This window comes from Huijunlia imazamoxiresistens, assembly GCF_037132455.1.
In the GTDB taxonomy this organism is placed as follows: domain Bacteria; phylum Bacteroidota; class Bacteroidia; order Chitinophagales; family Chitinophagaceae; genus Flavisolibacter; species Flavisolibacter imazamoxiresistens.
Genome location: NZ_JBBBEI010000027.1, coordinates 1 through 19305 on the forward strand (window position 1 = coordinate 1; position 19305 = coordinate 19305).

General features: G+C 58.9%; 12 protein-coding genes. 8 read left to right on the forward strand and 4 right to left on the reverse strand.

Going from position 1 to position 19305, the window contains the following annotated elements:
- The 4 genes from V9K67_RS22520 to V9K67_RS22535 all read left to right on the forward strand — a co-directional run.
- The coding region (locus V9K67_RS22520; RefSeq protein ID WP_336726499.1) for a TrkA C-terminal domain-containing protein at positions 1-1518 on the forward strand (1518 nt) is incomplete at its 5' end.
- A gap of 177 nt (positions 1519-1695) precedes the next feature.
- On the forward strand, positions 1696-3336 hold the full coding sequence (gene hutU, locus V9K67_RS22525; RefSeq protein WP_336726501.1) for a urocanate hydratase: 1641 nt from the start codon (positions 1696-1698) through the stop codon (positions 3334-3336).
- Complete coding sequence (gene hutI, locus V9K67_RS22530; RefSeq protein ID WP_336726503.1) at positions 3333-4574, forward strand: imidazolonepropionase; 1242 nt, start codon at positions 3333-3335, stop codon at positions 4572-4574. The genes hutU and hutI overlap by 4 nt, the downstream gene beginning before the upstream one ends.
- Positions 4575-5100: 526 nt before the next feature.
- Entirely contained in the window at positions 5101-6159 is a 1059-nt protein-coding gene (locus tag V9K67_RS22535) for a formimidoylglutamase (RefSeq protein WP_336726505.1), read from the forward strand.
- Positions 6160-6337: 178 nt separating this feature from the next.
- Here the strand turns inward: V9K67_RS22535 and V9K67_RS22540 are convergent, their stop codons facing one another.
- Positions 6338-6676, reverse strand: a complete 339-nt coding sequence (locus tag V9K67_RS22540) for a hypothetical protein (RefSeq protein WP_336726507.1) — start codon at positions 6674-6676, stop codon at positions 6338-6340.
- A gap of 68 nt (positions 6677-6744) precedes the next feature.
- Positions 6745-9327 carry a cation-translocating P-type ATPase gene (locus V9K67_RS22545; protein WP_336726508.1) on the reverse strand — a complete coding sequence of 861 codons (2583 nt, stop codon included), beginning with the start codon at positions 9325-9327 and terminating at the stop codon, positions 6745-6747.
- Between the two features lie 268 nt (positions 9328-9595).
- On the opposite strand from V9K67_RS22545, the gene V9K67_RS22550 reads away from it, so the two are divergent.
- On the forward strand, positions 9596-9844 hold the full coding sequence (locus V9K67_RS22550; RefSeq protein ID WP_336726509.1) for a hypothetical protein: 249 nt from the start codon (positions 9596-9598) through the stop codon (positions 9842-9844).
- A 247-nt stretch (positions 9845-10091) separates the two neighbouring features.
- On the opposite strand, the gene V9K67_RS22555 is transcribed toward V9K67_RS22550, so the two are convergent.
- Positions 10092-10373 (reverse strand): hypothetical protein, encoded by a 282-nt coding sequence (locus V9K67_RS22555; protein WP_336726511.1) that lies wholly within the window; start codon positions 10371-10373, stop codon positions 10092-10094.
- 455 nt (positions 10374-10828) lie between these two features.
- Between V9K67_RS22555 and V9K67_RS22560 the strand changes: the two genes are divergently transcribed.
- Complete coding sequence (locus V9K67_RS22560; RefSeq protein WP_336726512.1) at positions 10829-11254, forward strand: response regulator; 426 nt, start codon at positions 10829-10831, stop codon at positions 11252-11254.
- 568 nt (positions 11255-11822) lie between these two features.
- Positions 11823-14450 (forward strand): PAS domain-containing protein, encoded by a 2628-nt coding sequence (locus V9K67_RS22565; protein ID WP_336726513.1) that lies wholly within the window; start codon positions 11823-11825, stop codon positions 14448-14450.
- A gap of 568 nt (positions 14451-15018) precedes the next feature.
- Here V9K67_RS22565 and V9K67_RS22570 read toward each other — a convergent pair.
- The gene (locus V9K67_RS22570; protein WP_336726515.1) at positions 15019-17073 is read right to left on the reverse strand and encodes a DUF3857 domain-containing protein; all 2055 of its coding nucleotides are present in this window, start codon (positions 17071-17073) and stop codon (positions 15019-15021) included.
- 164 nt (positions 17074-17237) lie between these two features.
- Between V9K67_RS22570 and V9K67_RS22575 the strand changes: the two genes are divergently transcribed.
- The gene (locus tag V9K67_RS22575) at positions 17238-19139 is read left to right on the forward strand and encodes a hypothetical protein (RefSeq protein ID WP_336726517.1); all 1902 of its coding nucleotides are present in this window, start codon (positions 17238-17240) and stop codon (positions 19137-19139) included.
- The last annotated feature ends 166 nt before the right edge of the window (positions 19140-19305 follow it).

The window sequence follows — 19305 nt, forward strand, 5'->3', positions numbered from 1 at the left end:
GCCAATGCGGTGGGCTTTTCCCCGGCCCTGGGCGCCTTCATCATGGGCTCCATCCTGGCCGAGACCACCAAGGCCGAGAAGATCGAGCACCTCATAAAGCCTGTAAAGGACCTGTTCGGGGCCATCTTCTTTGTATCGGTGGGCATGCTCATCGACCCGGGCATGCTGCTTACCTACGCCGGCCCCATCTTCCTGCTCTGCGCCGTGACCATCGTGGGCAAGGTGTTCAGCACCGCTATCGGCGCCCTGCTGTCGGGGCAGCCCCTGCAGCGCTCCATCCAGGCGGGCTTCAGCCTGGCCCAGATAGGGGAGTTCTCCTTTATCATCGCCACCCTGGGCCAGACCCTGCAGGTGACCAGCGGCTTCCTGTATCCCATAGCCGTAGCGGTATCGGCGGTGACTACCCTCACTACCCCTTACCTCATCCAGTCGTCGGGCAGCTTTTACCACTGGCTCTACCACCGCCTGCCCCGCCGGCTGGTGGCCCGGATGGACCGCTACAGCTCCGAAACGAAAAAGATTACGCTGTCCAGCGAGTGGAAGGTGTATGTGCGTTCGACCATTATCAATACCCTGCTGCTCTCCATCCTGATCGTAGCCCTCATCTTTATTGCCTCGGAATACGCCCTGCCCTGGATCGACCGGGAGGGCGGGTCGCTGGCGCTGAAGATCGGCACCGCCTTCCTGACGCTGGTCGTGCTGATGCCCTTCCTGTGGGCCCTGGCGGTAAAAGGCGCTTCGGAGGCCCACGCCAACGTGATCTTTACCGCCCGCTACAAAGGACTGGTGTTCGTGGTGCGGATGGTGAAGCTGGGACTGGCAGCCTTTTTTATCGGCTTCCTGTTAAAGCGCTTTTTCAATCCCTATGCGGGCATCCTGGTGACGGCCCTGATGATCACGCTGATCCTGCTGTTTTCGGACCGCATCCGGGATTTTTACAAATGGATCGAGGGCCGGTTCTTTTCCAACCTCAACCAGCGGGAGATCGAGGCCGCCCAGAGTAACCGCCAGGAGCTGGCCCCCTGGAATGCCCATATCGTGCCGGTGGATGTGCCGCCCTTTGCGCCCTGCGTGGGCAAAACCCTGCTGGAGCTGCGCTGGCGCGAAACCACGGGCATCAACGTGGTGCTCATCCGCCGCGGAGACCATTCCATTCCCGTGCCCGGCAAGGAACAGGTGGTTTTTCCCGGCGACCGGCTGCTGGTGCTGGGGACCGACCACCAGGTTCAGCGGCTGAAGGTGTTTTTGCGGGCAGGCGAAACCGCCGTGCTGGAAGGCCACAGCAGCGAAGTGGCCCTGCACCAGTACGTGATCCGGGAAGATTCGGCGGTCAGCGGCCGCACCATCCGCCAGACGGGCTTAAGGGAAAAAGCCAAGGCGCTGGTGGTCGGCGTGGAGCGGGGCGGCGAGCGCTTCCTGAACCCCGAATCTGAATTCGCCCTGCAAACCGGCGATATCGTCTTCGTCGTCGGCGACAAAAAACAACTGGCCCGGGTGTTCGTGAACCGGGAAGGGTGAAGGGGCAATGGACAATAGGCAATAGACAATGGGCCATAGACAATAGACAATGGGCAATGGAAAAATTCCTGTAACTTTTTAACCGGAACCATCAGCAAATCTGATAAACAGGAGCACGCACAACTCAGGAACTCAGGAACATAGAAACTCAGGAACCAACTCGTAAACTCAAAAAGAATGAAAGCCCCAACCGGTAGTTCATTGCAATGCAAAGGCTGGATACAGGAGGCGGCGCTGCGCCTGCTGCTGAACAACCTCGATCCCCAGGTGGCCGAGAAGCCGGACGAGCTGATCGTGTACGGCGGCAGGGGCAAGGCGGCCCGCAATCCCGAAGCCCTGCACCGCATCATTGCCGCCCTGAAGGTGCTGGAGAACGACGAGTCGCTGCTGGTGCAGAGCGGCAAGCCCGTGGCCATTTTCAAAACCCATCCCGATGCGCCCCGCGTGCTGCTGTCCAACTCGCAACTGGTACCGCACTGGGCCAACTGGCAGCACTTCGACGAGCTGGAGCGCAAGGGCCTGATGATGTACGGGCAGATGACCGCCGGCAGCTGGATCTATATCGGCTCGCAGGGGATTGTCCAGGGCACCTGGGAGACGTTTGCGGCCGTGGCGGCCCGGCATTTCGGCGGTTCGCTGAAAGGGCGGCTGGCCGTGACCGCCGGCCTGGGCGGCATGGGCGGTGCCCAGCCGCTGGCCGTGACCATGAACGAGGGCGTGCTGCTGGCGGCCGAAGTGGAGCGCTCCCGCATTGAAAAACGGATCGAAACAGGCTACTGCGACCTGTTTTTCCAAGACCTCGATGCCGCCATCGACCGGGCCCTGGAGGCAAAGGAAAAAGAAGAACCCCTGTCCATCGGGTGGATGGGCAATGCCGTGCACCTGCTGCAGCGGCTGGCCGACCGCCAGGTGACCCCCGACGTGCTGACCGACCAGACCTCGGCCCATGACCCCCTCTACGGCTACTGGCCCCACGAAATAACCTTCGAAGAAGCCCTGGCCCTGCGCCAGGCGGATCCGTCCCAATACCTCGGGCTGGCCGGCCGTTCCATGTACCGCCATGTACAGCTGATGCTCCAGCTGCAAAGCCGGGGGGCCGTCACCTTCGATTACGGCAACAACATCCGGGCCCGGGCGCAGGAGGCCGGCCTTTCCAACGCTTTTGACTTTCCCGGCTTTGTGCCGGCCTATATCCGGCCGCTGTTTTGCCAGGGCAAGGGCCCGTTCCGTTGGGTGGCCCTCAGCGGCGACCCGCAGGATATTGCCGTTACCGACGACGCCATCCGCTCGCTCTTCCCCCATAATACCGCCTTGCTGCGCTGGCTCGACCTGGCCCGCGAAAAGATCGCCTTCCAGGGATTGCCCGCCCGCATCTGCTGGCTGGGACAGGGCGAGCGGGAGCAGGCCGGCCTGGCCTTTAACGAACTGGTACGCACCGGCCGCGTCCGGGCGCCCATCGTCATCGGACGAGACCACCTGGATACCGGCTCGGTGGCCTCGCCTTACCGCGAAACCGAAGGCATGCCGGACGGCAGCGATGCCGTGGCCGACTGGCCCCTGCTCAACGCCCTGGTGAATACCGCCGGCGGCGCCAGCTGGGTCAGCCTGCACCAGGGCGGCGGCGTGGGCATGGGCTACAGCATCCATGCCGGCATGGTCATCGTGGCCGACGGCACGGAGGCGGCGGCGGCCCGCCTCTCCCGGGTGCTGCGCAACGACCCCGGCCTGGGCGTGATCCGCCATGCCGACGCCGGCTACGAAGAGGCTGCAAAAATCGCGGAGCAGCACGACCTGCTGCTGGAAAAACGACTGCAGTGACGACCCTTATTTCCGATATCAAATCTCTGGTAAATGTGCGGCAGGAAAGCACCCCGCTGCGCGGACGGGAGCTGGCGCATTTGCCCTGCCTGGACAACGCCTACCTGATCGTGGAAGACGGCGTCATTGCCGCCTTCGGCAGCATGGAGACGCTCCCGTATCCTCCCGGGCACTTTCAACAGCATATCCATGCCGCGAAGCGGCTTCTGTTGCCCTGCTGGTGCGACAGCCACACCCACCTGGTATTTGCCGGCAGCCGGGAAGAGGAGTTCGTGGACCGCTTAAAAGGCCTTTCCTATGCCGAGATCGCTGCCAGGGGAGGAGGGATCCTGAATTCCGCCGCCCGGCTGAACGCCACTTCCGAGGACGAGCTGTTCCGGCAGTCGTGGCAGCGCCTGCAGGAAGTGATCGCCCAGGGCACCGGCGCCATCGAAATCAAAAGCGGCTACGGGTTGACGGTAGAAGGGGAGCTGAAGATGCTCCGCGTTATCCGGCGGTTGCGGCAAAAGGCCTCCATCCCCATCAAAGCCACCTTCCTGGGCGCCCACAGCATCCCCCGCGCTTACCAGGACAACCGCCAGGGCTATATCGACCTGCTGCTGAACGACATGCTGCCGCAGGTGGCGGCGGAACGGCTGGCCGACTACATCGACGTGTTTTGCGAAGAGGGCTTTTTTACCCCCGAAGAAACCGAACAGATTTGCCGTGCCGGCCTGCGGTACGGCCTGAAGCCGAAGATCCACGCCAACCAGCTGCACGCTTCCGGGGGCGTACAGGCCGGCGTACGGCTGGGGGCCGTGTCCGTAGACCACCTGGAGTGTATGGACGATGCCGCTATAGCGGCGCTGTCCGGTTCTGCTACCGTGGGTACGCTGCTGCCCACGGCCGCCTTCTTTTTGCGCATGCCCTACCAGCCGGCCCGCGAGCTCCTCGAACGGAACTGCGCCCTGGCCCTGGCCTCGGACTACAACCCCGGTTCCTCGCCCTCGGGTAATATGAATTTCGTGGTGGCGCTCAGTTGCATCCAGATGCGCCTGCTTCCCGAGGAAGCGGTGAACGCCGCCACCCACAACGGGGCCTGCGCCATGGAAGTGCAGCAGGAGGTGGGCAGCATTGCCTTGGGCAAAAAAGCAAACCTTATGCTCACCAGGCCCCTGCCTTCCCTGGCCTTCCTGCCTTATGCTTTCGGCAGTAACCTGATCGAACAGGTGTTGATTAACGGGGAGGGAATTGGTTAATGGGGGTATTGGATAATTGGGAATTTGGAGCGCTTCCAAAACAAAAAGGCCTTGCAAGTGGATAACCTGCAAGGCCTTTTTATAAATGCTGTAGGGGAAGGAGTCGAACCTCCACGGGGCCATTAGAAGCAGCACAAGTGCTGTTTTTATCCGGTGATCCCCACCCCCGAGACAAGAGGGCATGTCTGCCAAAAATTTCATCACCCCACAGTGTAAAGAGCTTGTTGTTCTTTGTGAGCACAAAATTAAGAGCCCGATCCATTCCTTCAAAATAATTCAACCAAACTTTTGAAACTTTATAATTTATTCAATAAGTGAGGGATTTTTTGGCTTTTTTGTCCATTGGGGCTGCCGTAATATGCCTGCTGGTTGAATATTAACGAATCGGGCCGGTTGTGCCGATCCCGGCCGGAATGAAATTAAGGAGTATGGGGACCCACTTTTCGGGGGAGCACCGCCGCATCACCCACACTTTTTTCCGGGAAATCCCGCCTATGTGAATCATCAGAATAGCTTATCTTGTTGCATGCATATACCACATTTTAAGACGTACGCCCGGCAGCAGGTTTTGTCGTTGACCAACCAGCGCCGGTTCGAAACCAAGCTGGGTGAGCGACTGGAAGTGCTTGCCGACAAAGACGTTGCTGCCGCCATACCGAATTTGAAAGCTAAGTATGTACTGTTAGGCATACCCGAAGACATCGGCGTGCTCGCCAACATGGGACAGGCCGGCACCAGCACCGCCTGGCTTTCCTTCCTGGAAGCTTTCCTCAACATCCAGAGCAACGACTTTTTATCCGGCGACGAGATCGCCCTGGCCGGCTATTTCGACTTCGACGACCTGAAGTTCGTCATCGACAAAAACGCCACCACCCATGAGGAGCGCATCGACGCCTACCGCCATGCCGTCAATACCATCGACGCGGAAGTGGAAGGGCTGATCAAACACATCGTCGCCGCCGGCAAGTTCCCCATCGTCATCGGCGGCGGCCACAACAACGCCTACCCGCTGCTGAAAGGCGCCGCCAAAGGCCTGTACCAGCTGCAGAAGGTGCCGCTGACGCAGATCAACTGCATCAACCTCGACGCCCACAGCGACTACCGCCCCGCCGAAGGACGCCACAGCGGCAACGCCTTCCGCTATGCCGAGGACGACGGCTTCCTGCAAAAGTACTTCGTCGTAGGCCTGCACGAAAACTACCTGCCCCAGAACATCTGGGACGACCTGGTGAACAACCCCTTCATGGACTGCATCACCTTCGAAGACATTTTCGTGCACGAAAAGCGCACCTTCCAGCAGGCCGTCATGGATGGCATCGGCTTTACCGACGATTCTTTCTGCGGTATCGAACTCGACCTCGACGCCGTAGAACAAACCCTTAGCAGCGCCATCACCCCCAGCGGTATTTCCACCATCCAGGCCCGCCAGTACGTGGACCTCTGCGCCACCCATGCCAACGCCTGCTACCTCCACATCTGCGAAGGCGCCGCCCGCATGGCCAACAGCATCCAGGAAGACCATACGGGAAAGCTGATTAGTTATTTAGTCACGGACTTTATCAAAATGTCCGGAGAGCGGGAGTAGTTTACGAGTTGGAGGGAAGTTCCTGAGTTCATGGTTCTCCTGTGTTCGAATTTGCCGGACGGAAGAAACTACAAAAGTCTTTGAGACTTTTGTAGTTTTTGTTTTTTCAGGCAGCTTCCTCTCGCAGTTACGCCAACTCAGGTACTCAGGAACTTCCTTCCAACTCGTAAACCAGTGCTCAGAAGTCCTGTTCGATATTCACTTTCGGAAGCAGCTTTTCCAGTTCGCGGTTGTATTCCCCTTCGTCGATCTTGCCTTCCTGGTACAGGAGGTTCAGCTGTTCGTAGGCGTGGGTGGCCTCGGCGGTCTCGGCCAGGTGCGGGTATTGGTAGCGGATGATGCTGGAGGGATAGCGGTAGAGGTAATTGTAGATCTCCTGCCGGATGGCCTGCTGGTGCTTCTTGGTGGGCGTGTCCCAGTAGCGGTCGGTCTTTACCTGGAATAAAAACAGCAGCCACTGCACGATCAGGATGAGGATGCCCATGCACAGCAATATAATCAGGAGGCTGTCGGCCATGCGGTATCGAAAATTGTTTTAGGTGGATTTGCGGCTACTAAATTAATAAAAGCACCCAACTTCCCCTCTTACCTTCTTCCTTTATACAGCTTGAATCGGATAAATTTTTCCAGCTCCACGGCGAAAAATATGATGAGCGAAATGCCGATACAGGCCAGCAGCTCGTTCAGCGACAGCGCCTCGATGGAAAAGACGTCCTGCAGCGCCGGGGTGTACATCAGCAACAACTGCAGCACGAAGGTGAGGGCTACGGCGCCCAACAGGGGCTTGTTGGCAAAAAAGGCGTTGCGGAACAGCAGGCGGTTGTCGCTGCGGATGGCCAGCACGTGCGTCAGCTGGCAAAAGCACAGCACGGTGAACACCATCGTCTGCCAGCGCGGATTTTCTGCCTCCATGGCCCAGGCCTGGGTGCTGAGGGTCAGGATGCCGATCAGCAGCCCCACCCACAGGATGTGCCAGCCCAGCCCGCCGGCAAAAATGCTTTCGTTGGGGTGCCGCGGCGGTCGCTTCATCACGTCGCGTTCCACCTGCTCGTTGGCCAGCGCCAGGGCCGGCAGGCCGTCGGTCACCAGGTTGATCCACAGGATGTGGATGGGCAGCAGGGGGATGGGCAGGCCGAAGAGCGGGGCCAGGAAGATGGTCCAGATCTCGCCGCTGTTGCCCGTCATGATGTAGCGGATGAATTTGCGGATGTTGTCAAAGATCCGGCGGCCTTCGCGCACGGCGTTGACGATGGTGGTAAAGTTGTCGTCCAGCAGGATCATGTGCGCGGCTTCTTTGGAAACGTCGGTGCCGGTGATGCCCATGGCCACGCCGATGTTGGCCCGTTTCAGGGCGGGGGCGTCGTTGACGCCGTCGCCGGTCATGGCCACGTACTGGTGTTGCTGCTGCAGCGCTTTGACGATGTTCAGCTTTTGTTCCGGCGATACCCGGGCGTATACCTTGATGTGGAGCACCTGCCGGCTGAGTTCCTCCTCCGGAAGGGCTTCCAGCTCCGTGCCGGTCACGATCCGGTCGTCCTTGCCGGAGATCAGTCCCAGCTCACGGGCAATGACGCCGGCGGTGATGGGGTGGTCGCCCGTGATCATGACCGGTACGATGCCGGCCGTTTTGCATTCTTCCACCGCCTGTTTCACCTCCGTGCGCAGGGCGTCGCTGATGCCCACCAGTCCGAGGAGCACCTGTCCGGTTTCCAGGCCGGCGGCTTCTTCTTTGCCGGGCAGCGCCTCGATCAGCTTGTACGAATAAGCCAGCACCCTTTCGCCTTCGCGGGCAAATTCATCGGCTTTTTCACGGCTGTTGGCCAGGGTGTCGGGGCGGCAGCTGGCGGCGACGGACTCCAGGGCGCCCTTGGTGAGCACCAGGAACTTTCCTTCCGGGCGCCGGTGCACGGTGGTCATCATTTTGCGGCCCGAATCGAAGGGCAGCTCGAATACCCGTTCCATGCGGTCCAGCCAGGAGGGATCGTATTCTTTCTGGTTCCGGGCGTATTCCACTACCGCCACTTCGGTGGAGTCGCCCTGAAGGGTACCGTCCGGGGCTTTTTTGGTGTCCTGGTTGGCGGCCATGCCGAACAGGAACAGTTCGCGGCCGGTCAGCTCCAGGCCGGCCGGGACAAATCCCTTGGGTTCCCATGCCTGTTTGACCTTCATTTTGTTCTGGGTGAGCGTGCCGGTCTTGTCGGTGCAGATGTAGGTGACGGAGCCCAGGGTTTCCACGGCCGTCAGCTTGCGCACCAGGGCGTTCTTGCGCACCATGTTGCGGGCCCCCAGGGCCAGGGCGATGGTGATGACGGCCGGCAGGGCTTCGGGGATGGCGGCTACGGCCACCGAAATGGCGGTCAGCAGCATCCGCACGGGGTCTTCACCCCGGATGAGGCCGAACACGTAAATGACCAAGCAGATGATGATGACGCCTATCGACAGCTTGCGGCCGAAGTCGGCCAGCCGTTTTTGCAGGGGCGTCGCCTGTTCCCCCTCCTGCAGCATCTGGGCAATGGCACCGATCTCGGTTTGCATGCCGGTGGCCGTCACGATGCCCTGGCCCCGCCCGTAGTTGACCAGGGTGTTTTTGTAGGCCATGTTCACCCGTTCGGCCAGCGGGGTCTTTTCTTCCTGCAGGAGGTCGGTGCTTTTATCCACCGCCAGCGATTCGCCGGTCAGGGAGGCTTCCTCTATTTTCAGGGCATGGCTTTCCAGCAGCCGCAGGTCGGCAGGGACCACGTCGCCGGCTTCCAGGAAGACGATATCGCCCGGCACCAGTTCAGGGGAAGGAATCTGGACAAAGCGGTTGTCGCGTTTGACCCGGGCAAAGGGGGTGGACATTTTCTTCAGGGCTTCCATGGCCTTCTCGGCCCGGTACTCCTGCACGAACCCTACGATGGCATTGATGATGACGATGAACAGGATCACCGCGGCGTCCTTCATTTCCCCGATCACGCCCGAAACGATGGCCGCGGCGATCAGGATGAGGATCATGACGTCCTTGAACTGCAGCAGGAACATCAGGACGGGCGATCGTTTTTTACCTTCCGACAACCGGTTGGGCCCGTATTGCTCCAGGCGCCGGGCAGCCTCGGCGGGCGCCAGGCCCGTGGCGTCGCTTTCCAGTTGGCGGAGGGCGTCCCCAATACTCATCAAGTGCCAGTTCATGTTCCTATGGTTAAAAATGAAGAAATGGGCACGGGAAAATGGGGCACGGCAAGGCCCTTTTGCTCCTGCTTAAAGTTTCGTGCCGCGCCGGCCACAAGGAGGGCGGGCTACCTGCAACCCCATGGATATCAACAGGTCCCGCGGCCGGCAATTGGACTGAGGGTTTTTATTTATGTTGATAATTATTTAAGTAAAGATTGGGAAAACTTCAACGCAGAGGTTGTAGCTTTGCAGTTTCGAAAGAGACCTACTAACTATCGTAAACCATATGTCGTTCCTATTTTCCACAACGTTTTATGTACACGGAAACCCGGTAAGTTACCATATTTATCTGGACAAGGCTACCCGCAAGTACTTTTTTAAGCCGACCCTGTACACCAACCGGAACATTTATCCCCCTTCTTTTTATGCCCAGCGGCAGGAAGCCAACTGGACATTTGAAGGCCTGGCCGACCTGGAGCTCCAGGAGCAGGCTGCCGAAGACATGAGCATGTACCACAGCATCGAGCCTGCCTAAAGGCGGCTCCGGTTAATGATCCTCTGGATTTTTCAGGTTATTCTTTTTGGTCCGTTTTGTAACCCGGCAACCGGGTAGCGGCCAGACCCATCAGCGCCCGTTACAGGGGCTTATTGGGAAGCAGCCCGGCAAAAGAGCTTTCCGTGGCACTGGCGGAAGCAGGCGTGAGGGATAGGGTGCGTGGCTATAGGGCGGACGGGACAGTCTTTTGTCCCAAAAACGCTTCCTGCAGGTCCGAGGTTACCGCTCAGCGGCGGCCCGGATCGCTTCTCGCCCCGGTTCCTTTTACCGCTTCCCCGCTTTTAAATTGTTCCCTGGTGGCATATCCCAGGTCGTCCAGCAGGTCCTGGTGTTCTTCGTTGCCGCTCCAGTGCCGGCCGCCCAAAATGCCTTTCAATACGATGGGGGGCACGGTTTCGGGCGCGCCCTTGTAGCGGAGCAGTTTCGCTTCAAAGGAGGTGCCGTCCAGGCTGGAAACATTGTAATGGGCCAGGTTTCCCTGGAACAGGGTAACACTAATGAATTCCATAATAAACAAATGTCATAACTGATCAGTGACAAACTTGGTGCCCCGGCGCCCGGCTGTGCCGGCCCGAAGGGGCCGGCGGGCGGCGGCCTGTTGCCAGGGCCTTCGAGGGGGCACTGCCCCTGCGGACCCTGTTGCTGTAGCGTTCCGGTTGTCAGGCAGTTGCCGCCTCCGGGGCCGGGAAGCGCTTCCTGGAGGCGGCGGTGGAATGCGGATCGGCAGGGCCGCACTCCGGTTGCGGGTCCTTCTTTTTTGCTTTTTTCTTAGCTGGACAGTGAAGAAAAATCTCCCCAAATGAAGCCGTCACGGCAGAGGTTGGTAGCTTCTTTTCCCCGCAATGGGCCGCGAACGGCGGTTTGCCGGGGCGGGAAAAGAAGATGTCGAACTCTGCAATATTTACTGTATCTTAACAGTCGGAAGACAGATGAGCAATTGGCTGCTTCCTTAAAAACCCCACCATGCAACTCTACAAGCCCCATCCCTATATTGTATTAGTGGACGATGATGAAGATGAGCGCTACATCATGAACCATGCTTTTTCCCGGATCGGCTGGGCGGAGCATGTCAAATTTTTCGGTACTCCCGAAGAGCTTTTTCAGTACCTCAAAAACCTGCCCGATACTTCTTTTCCTTCCCTGATCGTACTCGACTACAACATGCCCAAGATCAACGGCATGGAAGCCCTGAGCTTTTTGAAAAAGCACGATGCCTTCCGCCATATTCCCGTTTCTGTTTATTCCACCAGTATCCCCCCGGGGCTGAAGGATAAATTGTTCGGGGTGGGCGCCCATTCGTGCCACGAAAAGCTGTTTGAAATTGCGGGTGCCATCGAGCTGGCCGGCACCCTCAAAAACATTGCCCAGGGAATCGGCGTGGCCGGCTGAGCCCCTCATTACCTCGGCCGGTTGAGGGACCGGATCGGGGCCGGCAAGGCCCTGTACGGCTCGCCGGGATGGGGTTTTTGTCTCTTTTCCCGCGGCCGGGTTCCTGCCGGAATTTTAATGCCGGGTTCTTTTAAAAGTGTACATTTATAGCTGGAATTGTCCAAATTGCTCATGCGCAGTAGCCCAAATGCCTGGTGTAGCAAAGGGTGTGACGTAGAGGAGAAAAGGCATCAGCGAAACCTGCTTCCTTGTATTTTCCCTGGACATACCGGCTTCCTGATTCTGAAACAGCTCCTTCTATCCCTGTGATTACGCCCGGAACAAGGGAAATGGGGGGGTACACCCCTGAGCAGGATCGTTCTTCCCGGAGACCTTTGGTAAAATAAAATAACTTCATTACCCTTGTCCGGAAACTGCCCGCGGGGCAGGCAGGGAAGGGGAGGCATCACGGTGGTGGCAGCGCCCGGCGGGGCGGTATCAGGACCGCCGGCAAACGGTTCCGCCCGCAGCCTTCCTGGGATAGGTACCGGTTTTACGCTACCTGCATAACAGAAAACAGGGCAATATAATGCAAGACAAAACCGAAATATTAGACAAACTGAACGAAGGGTTTTTGGAATTGGACAACGACTGCAGGATCATTTATGTGAATTCCAAAACGGAAGAGTTTTTCGGCAGGAAGAAGAGTGAGATGATGGGCCAACTGATCTGGGACCTGTTTCCCCAGGCCGCCGGCACCCCCCTGTTCCTGGCCATCGAAAAGGCCTGCAGCCAACGCATCCCCCTGCGTGGCGAATTCCTGCTGCCGTCCAGCGGCCGCTATATTTTTTCCTCCATCATGCCCAACGGCAACAGCCTCTACCTCCACTTTTACGATATCCAGGAAGCCCGGGAAGCCCACCGCATGCTCAGCGAAAGCGAGGAACACTTCCGCACCCTGGTGGAAAATACCCCGGATGCCATTTCCCGCTGGAACCGCGAGCTCAAACTGATTTATTCCAACCCCGCCTTCAGCCAGAAGATCGGCGTGGGCCACCCCAACCTCTCGGGCCGCACCGACCCCGGCACCGGCCTGCCCCTGGAAATTGCCCACCGCTGGCGGCGCAAGCTGCAACAGGTGTTCGACAGCGGCGTCCCTGCCGAGGATTATGACTTTTACCCCGCCCGCGACCAGACCACCGTCTACTTTTTTACCCGCATGGTGCCCGAGTTCGGTCCCGACGGCGCGGTGGAAACCATCCTGTCGGTTTCCCGCGATGTGACCGAGATGAAAAAGGTGGAGAACGAGCTGATGGAAAGCCGCCATTTTATCCGCGAGATCACCGACGCGGCCCCCGAGATCACCTACGTGCTGGACATTACCTTCAACAAAATGGTGTATGCCAACAACCGCATCCACGAAGTGTTCGGTACAGCGGAAACCACCGGCTACCAGCAGTTCAACCTGTTTGAAAAAATGGTTCACCCCGACGACCGCGCCCGCATGCGGGAGCACCTGGACAAGCTGGCAGGACTGCGCAACAACGAAAAGAAAGAGCTGCGCCTGCGCCTGCGGGTGGCCGGCGGCGGCTGGCACTGGTTCCGCTTCCAGGACCGGGTATTCAAGCGGCACGAAGACGGCCGGGTGTCGCAGATCATCGGACTGGTACAGGACGTTACCGAGGAAATGCAGGCCAAGGAAGAACTCAACCACAACCTCTCCATCCTTGCCCGGGCCGAGTTTATTGCCCATATCGGCAGCTGGGTGTACCACCTCGAAACCGGCAAAGTAGAATGGTCGGCCGAGGTGTACCGCATCTACGGCTACGAGCCTTATGCCGTGGAGGCCTCGCTGGACCTGGTACAGCAGCATGTATTTCCCGAGGATTTCGGCCTCATGGTGCAGATGACCGAACATGCCCTGGCCACCCGCACCAACGTCAGCTACCGCTGCCGCATCCAACCCAAGGGCGGCGGCATCAAGCACGTCTATGCTTCCCTGGGCTTCGACGAACGGTACCCCGACAACATGGTGGGCATCCTGCAGGACGTGACCCAGGAGGCCCTGCTGCACCAGCAGCTCACCGAGCGCCAGCAATTCATCGACTCGATGATCGACAACAGCGTGGACCGTATCCAGGCTTTTGATCCCGACCTGCGGATCCTGGTATGGAACAAGAAGTGCGAAGAATATTACGGCCTGAAAAAAAGCGAGGTCATGGGCCGCCGCCTGCTGGACTTTTTTCCCAAGGTGCAGGGGCAGAACCTGGTGTTGGACGCCATCCTGCGGGCGTTTACCGGCGAGCGCACCTACGTGCCGCCCCAGCAGGAGATCTATGCCAACTCCATCGCCGAACGCTTCTATGTGCCGATCAAAAATGAAAAAGGAGAGGTGTATTCGGTCATCGGCATCCTGCACGACGTGACCAAGGCCGTCAAGGCGGGCGAAGCCCTGAAAGAGCTGAACCGGTCGTTGGAAGAAAAGAACAAGGAGCTGGAGGAAAAGAACGAGGAGATCTCTTCCTTTGCCTTTATCGCCAGCCACGACCTGAAGGAGCCCCTGCGGAAAATTCATACCTACAGCCACTGGCTGGAGGAAAAGGAAGCCGCCCATTTATCGGAAAAGGGTAAAGAATATTTTCACCGGATCTCCGATGCCGTCAAGCGCATGGATGCGCTGATCGGGGAGATCATGGTGCTCACCCGTATCAATTCGGACCGGAGCCGGATGAGCCAGGTCGACCTGAACACCGTGTTGCGGCATGTGCAGGAAGAGCTCCATCCGCTGGTGCTGGAAACGAAGGCCCGGATCCAGTTCGAATCCCTGCCGGCTATCAAGGGCAACGAAAGCCAGTTGTTCTTTCTTTTTAAAAACCTGCTGCACAATGCCCTGGTGTTCCAGGCAGTGGGCAACCCGCCCGTGATCGAAATCTCCGCGGCCACGGTCAGCAGTGACGACCTCCCCCCGGAAATCCCCAGCCGCGATGAGACCGCCTTTATCCGGGTGTCGATCCAGGACAATGGCATTGGCTTCCACCAGAAATATATCCGCAAGGCCTTCCAGGTATTCCAGCGCCTGCATCCCCGGCACCATTACCAGGGAACCGGCATGGGGCTTGCCATCTGCAAAAAGATCATGGAGATCCACAACGGCTTTATCACCGCCCACAGTGAAGAGGGGCGCGGGTCCGTTTTTTCCTGCTTTTTCCCGGTTTAAGTGCCCGTCCCGGGCTCTTGTTTTTGCACACTGCCCGCTGCATCCCTGCGCACCCATACAGCAGGCCGTATGTGCATAAGCGCGTTTCCACCCGGCCCATCCTTCAATTGAGGAGGAGCGGGTACGCTTATGAGGAACCTTTGATGCAAATCCCTCGTTTTCACCCTTCCCCTTAAACCCGCTAAGGCCTGGCCGCAAAATTGGACACTATAGAACAGAGACAGGCCGTAACGTGAATGCCGGCTTCAGGGCTAGTGGACGTAACGGCAAGATTGAAAACCCTGCAACCGGCAGCCTGTTTCTGCTCATGTTCATCAGTTCTTATGTGTACGGGAGCCTCCCAGTTGTAAGGAACCGGTGAGGCTCTTTTTTAGAACTCCTGCGGAGCTTTTTAAACGGTCTTTTGTTGGCTAATATAATGAGGTTAATAATCGAATAACCCGCTGTGTCTACGGCGGGTTTTTCTTTTTAAGTTTACGCGTTTACAAGTTTACGAGTTCCATGGATGAAGGCATGTTTCGCCTAAACAACCCGTAAACCCGTAAACTTGTAAACGCGTAAACTTTTCTCACCACCCTCCCGTCTTTCGCTTTCTCGACGCAGCGGTGATGGCCACGCAGAGGGCCAGGAGCACGTAGAGCGCCGGCAGGTTGCTCTGTACTTGCGACAGGGCGCTGCCATCGGTCACTTCAGCCACCTCCGTGGAGGTTATGTCATAGGCAAGTTGCTCATCGGCTTTCTTCAGGCTGGCAAAATAAGCCGCGGCTTCGGTGGGGAGTACGTGGTCCTTCCGGTTTTCATAATCGTAGCGCAGGATCATCCGCCTGCCCGAGCAGGTATAGCGGGAGCGGAGGATAAAAGAGGGGCAGGAAACCTCCTCGGAGCTTTCCTCCAGGTCCCAGGCTTCCGGCAGGTTGATTTCGATTTCCTCATGGAAGCGGGTGGGGAAGGGCAGGGCGAAGGGCATGGTGCGGGACTGCTGTTTAGGCCGGCGCAGCGCGCCGCGGATCACATAAGGTTCCAGCGACAGTTTTTTAAAGGAGTTTTCCGCGCCCCAGAAGTTTTGCAGGGTATAGTATTCCACCGTGGTAAAGGTTCCCGTTTGTGCATCGTCGTTCGTGAGGATGCTGTCGGCGGTCATACTTTCAAAATAGGATTGGTAATACTCCAGGAACGATTGCAACATCTGGTTGCGGCTGCTGGTGTTGAAATCGGAGCGGATGTCGTCGGCAGGGGCGCCGGTATAGCGGGTGGTCACCACCAGGCGGGCGCTTCCCGACATGTCGGGTACCTGGAACACCTCCTTTATGTCGATGCCGCCGGTGGGGCGGAAGGGGATGGCGGTAAGGCCGGTGGTCGTGGGCGAAACCACCAGGCCCGCCCCGTAGTCGGGGAAGGAAAGTTGCCCGAGGGGACCGCGCTGGTAGGAGATCGTCGGGTCGAACCAGTACATCCTGCCGGCCAGCTTTGCGGCCACGGTCACGTGGTCGAAAGCGGAGGGCGCCGGCAGGCGGTCGTTCAGGGTATGGTGGGCCGAGGTGTTGATCAGTACCGGCCAAGCTTCGATGCCCAGGCCCCGGAGCAGCAGGCACAGCAGGTATGATTTGTCCTTGCAGTCGCCGAAGCGCTGCGCCAGGATGCGGCCGGGATCATGCGGGCGGTGGGAATGGGGTCCCATTTCGATGCCCAGGTAGCGGATGTCGTCCTGCACAAAGCGCAGGGCTGCCAGCAGGCGGCTTTCGGAAGAAGGATAAGCCTTTTGCAGGCTGGCGACCTTCTGCTGCAGGCCCGGGGGCAGTATTTTGGGAAAAGGGTACAGCTCGAGGGCCCAGTCGGACACCTCCTTCCAGCTGGAAAATTCCGACACTTCTACCGACGGATAAGGGTCGAACCATTCCGGCAGGCTTTCCTCGGGGTGCAGGGGCGGCACGTTTTCCAGGTTCCAGGTGTACGCCGTTTCCTGGCCGTTGGCCGCCACGGCAGGGGCTACCACGGCGCCGCAGTTTTTCAGGTGTACCGGCCGTCCGGCAGGCGCCACCAGCCTGTACAGCACCCGGTACACGGGTACCGAAAAACGGGTGGTAAAGCTGCCGGAATATTTGTGACGGAAAATCGGGTTAAAGCCTTTGAGGGTGTAGCTGTATTCCAGCACGTCGCCATTGCGGACATCCTCGGGGAAAATGACGGTGGTGAGCGACCCGTCGTAAAGCGAACGGTCAAGGTCCTTTTCCTGCTGGATGGTTTTCATGCGGGCGGGATCCAGCCGGTTGAGCACCTGCCCGTTGCGTACGATACACAGGGAATGGAACACCAGCTGCTGGTAGGAGGGGTCGAAGGAAACAGAAACCTGGGCATTGTTCTGTACCCCGGCCTCGGTCAGGAGGCGCACCGCTTTTTTGCAGTATTCGGCTTCTTCGGCCAGTGATACCTGTTGTTCGAAGGCCAGGTCCACTACACCGTCCTCGGCTTCGGCGTCCAGGGAATGCTGGAGGTAGTTCACCGGCAGGGAGGTGATCCAGGAAGGTTCTTTTTCAATGCGGGGCCTGCTGGATTGGGCCAAAAGGCCGGTGGCCGGCAGCAGGGCGGCCAAAAGCAGGGTAAGGGCAACGGCAGTCAGCTTCATAGTGGTTCGATCGGGGGCAAATTATTCATTTATCCCTATTAGAACGGGATTATTTTTTCCGAAACCTACCTGCTGCTCAGGGCGGTACGGCAAATTTCCCTTACTTTGAAGCCTGTAAGCCCGCATCCGGGCATTTGCTACCCCAACAACCAAAACCGACCGTTATGGACCTGCACCACTGGGAGGCCTTCTTCCGACAAAATCAACCCTTATTCTACGGCACTGCTTTCCTGTGCTTTGTAGTGGTGGTCCTGCTCTTCTACCTTCTTTTTGACGGCTTTCGCCGCCTGCGTGGCGGCAGGGCGCTGGCAGTGCCCGGGGCCGAAGAAGAGGCACTGATGGTCCCGTCCCTGGCGACCGAAACGGCCGCATTGCTCCCGCCTTCCCGGCCCGCCCGGGAACGTACGTCGGGTGTGGTGGTCATTGCCCGGGGAAACGCCCCTGTGCTGGTGTCCCCGGCCCGGACCCTGGCGGTGCCGGCAACGGTGCCGGAGGGGAGGACGGAAGTGCTGGAGCAGGAACCGCCGGCATTGCCGGTGCCGGAAGAGCTGCCCGAAGCCGAACCGGGATCCCCTGTTGCCCCGGAGGTCCCGGAGGAACCCGCCGGCCCGGGAATCGTCTCTATCGGTTATACCCCCAGCAGCCAGTTTTCGCAGGGCAGCAACTGGAGTTACCCCCTTATAAAAATGCCCCGGGCGGGTGCCTCGGTGCGCTTGCCGCAGCCGCTTCGCCGGCAGTTGCGCGGCTATACCGAGGACAGCTTCCAGCTGCTGCTGCAGGCGGCCTTTCCCCGCTTTACCGTTTCCGGCAGCCTGTGCCTGCCCACGGCCGCCGGCAGCCTGCCTTACGAGCCCGACATTACACTGGTGGTCCACGATGGTCCGATCCACCTGCTGCTGGATATTGAAATAGACGAGCCGTATGCGGCCGTGAAGCGCCTGCCCCTGAATGGGAAGGGCGCGAACGAAAGCCGGGACGCCTATTTTACCGACCGCGGCTGGGTGGTGGTGCGTCTGACCGAGCGGCAGGTAGCGCTGCAGCCCGAGAACTGCCTGGCCCTGATTGCGCGGCTGATCCGTTCGGTCTACCCGGCTTACGTGGTGCCTGCGCCCCTGGAGCTGCTGCCCGAACCGCTGGCGGAGCACCAGTGGACGGTGTTGCAGGCGCAGAAGCGCGAGCAGGCCCGCTTCCGGGAGGAATATTTAGGTGTTGATAATATTGAAGAGCGGCAGGCGCCGCCGCCAGGGGAGATTCCCGGCCTTAGCGGGCAGGACCGGGCCGTGGAAGCCTTGCTGGCGGAAAGCCAAAATGCATTGGTGGAGGAAAAGGCACTGTTGAAGATCAATGAAAAAAACCGCCATCCCCGCGACGGGCAGCTTCGCCAGGATGCCGGGGGGCAGGGCTTCATTGCCGGCGTGCCGGCCCGGCAGGTAACGGACCTGGTGGAAGCCGGCTTCCCCGTATTCGACGAGGAATACTGGGCCGCCGTCCGGTCCGCCCAGGTCAACTGTTGCCAGGAGGAGTTGCGGGCCCAATGGAAGACGGATGCCGAGGACGCCCGGCAGCTGAGCACGGCCCTGCATGAGTCCGTAGAAAAGCATTTCCAGGGGGCGAAGTTCACCCCGGCGCCGGAGTTTTACCAGTTCCTGGCCTTTCATTCCAGCCACCTGAACCTGCGGCCCTACCGCACCCGCTGGCGTATTTATGACGAGGAATTCCTGGTGAGCGGCATCGTGGATTTCGTGGCCGATAACGGCAACGGCACCGTGGACCTGTACGACTGGAAGCGGTCGAAAAAGGTGGTCAATCCCGTTACCGGCCGGCCTATAACCACCAATCCTTCCGGCACTACCGGCATCGGCATTTTTTCCGGGCTGCCCGATACGCCCTACAACCGCTATTGCCTGCAGCAGAACGTGTACCGGTACATATTGGAAAAGCACTACGGCCTGAAGGTACGCGACCTCTACCTGGTGGTCATGCACCCATCGCTACGCAGCTACCACAAAGTGGCCGTGCCGGACCTGATGCAGCTGGTGCCCCACCTGCTGGAAAAGAGTTATTGAGCGCCGCTCTTTTGTTTGCCGCCCAGGGGTTCTTATTGAGGTTCATTCAGCCGGTACATGATGCCTGTACGCAGCACATACTTTGTTCCTTCACAGCTGCATCCCGGTTGAATATTGTTTTAAAGCTTTAAGATAAACTTTCGGTCCCATTTTTTCAAAGCCTTAT

Bases quoted from the DNA above. Each gene is read 5' to 3' on its own strand.
- V9K67_RS22560 (WP_336726512.1), top strand. From the start codon at position 10,829: ATGCAACTCTACAAGCCCCATCCCTATATTGTATTAGTGGACGATGAT.
- V9K67_RS22575 (WP_336726517.1), top strand. From the start codon at position 17,238: ATGGACCTGCACCACTGGGAGGCCTTCTTCCGACAAAATCAACCCTTA.
- hutU (WP_336726501.1), top strand. From the start codon at position 1,696: ATGAAAGCCCCAACCGGTAGTTCATTGCAATGCAAAGGCTGGATACAG.
- V9K67_RS22540 (WP_336726507.1), bottom strand. From the start codon at position 6,676: ATGGCCGACAGCCTCCTGATTATATTGCTGTGCATGGGCATCCTCATC.
- V9K67_RS22535 (WP_336726505.1), top strand. From the start codon at position 5,101: ATGCATATACCACATTTTAAGACGTACGCCCGGCAGCAGGTTTTGTCG.
- V9K67_RS22570 (WP_336726515.1), bottom strand. From the start codon at position 17,073: ATGAAGCTGACTGCCGTTGCCCTTACCCTGCTTTTGGCCGCCCTGCTG.
- V9K67_RS22545 (WP_336726508.1), bottom strand. From the start codon at position 9,327: ATGAACTGGCACTTGATGAGTATTGGGGACGCCCTCCGCCAACTGGAA.
- V9K67_RS22555 (WP_336726511.1), bottom strand. From the start codon at position 10,373: ATGGAATTCATTAGTGTTACCCTGTTCCAGGGAAACCTGGCCCATTAC.
- V9K67_RS22565 (WP_336726513.1), top strand. From the start codon at position 11,823: ATGCAAGACAAAACCGAAATATTAGACAAACTGAACGAAGGGTTTTTG.
- V9K67_RS22550 (WP_336726509.1), top strand. From the start codon at position 9,596: ATGTCGTTCCTATTTTCCACAACGTTTTATGTACACGGAAACCCGGTA.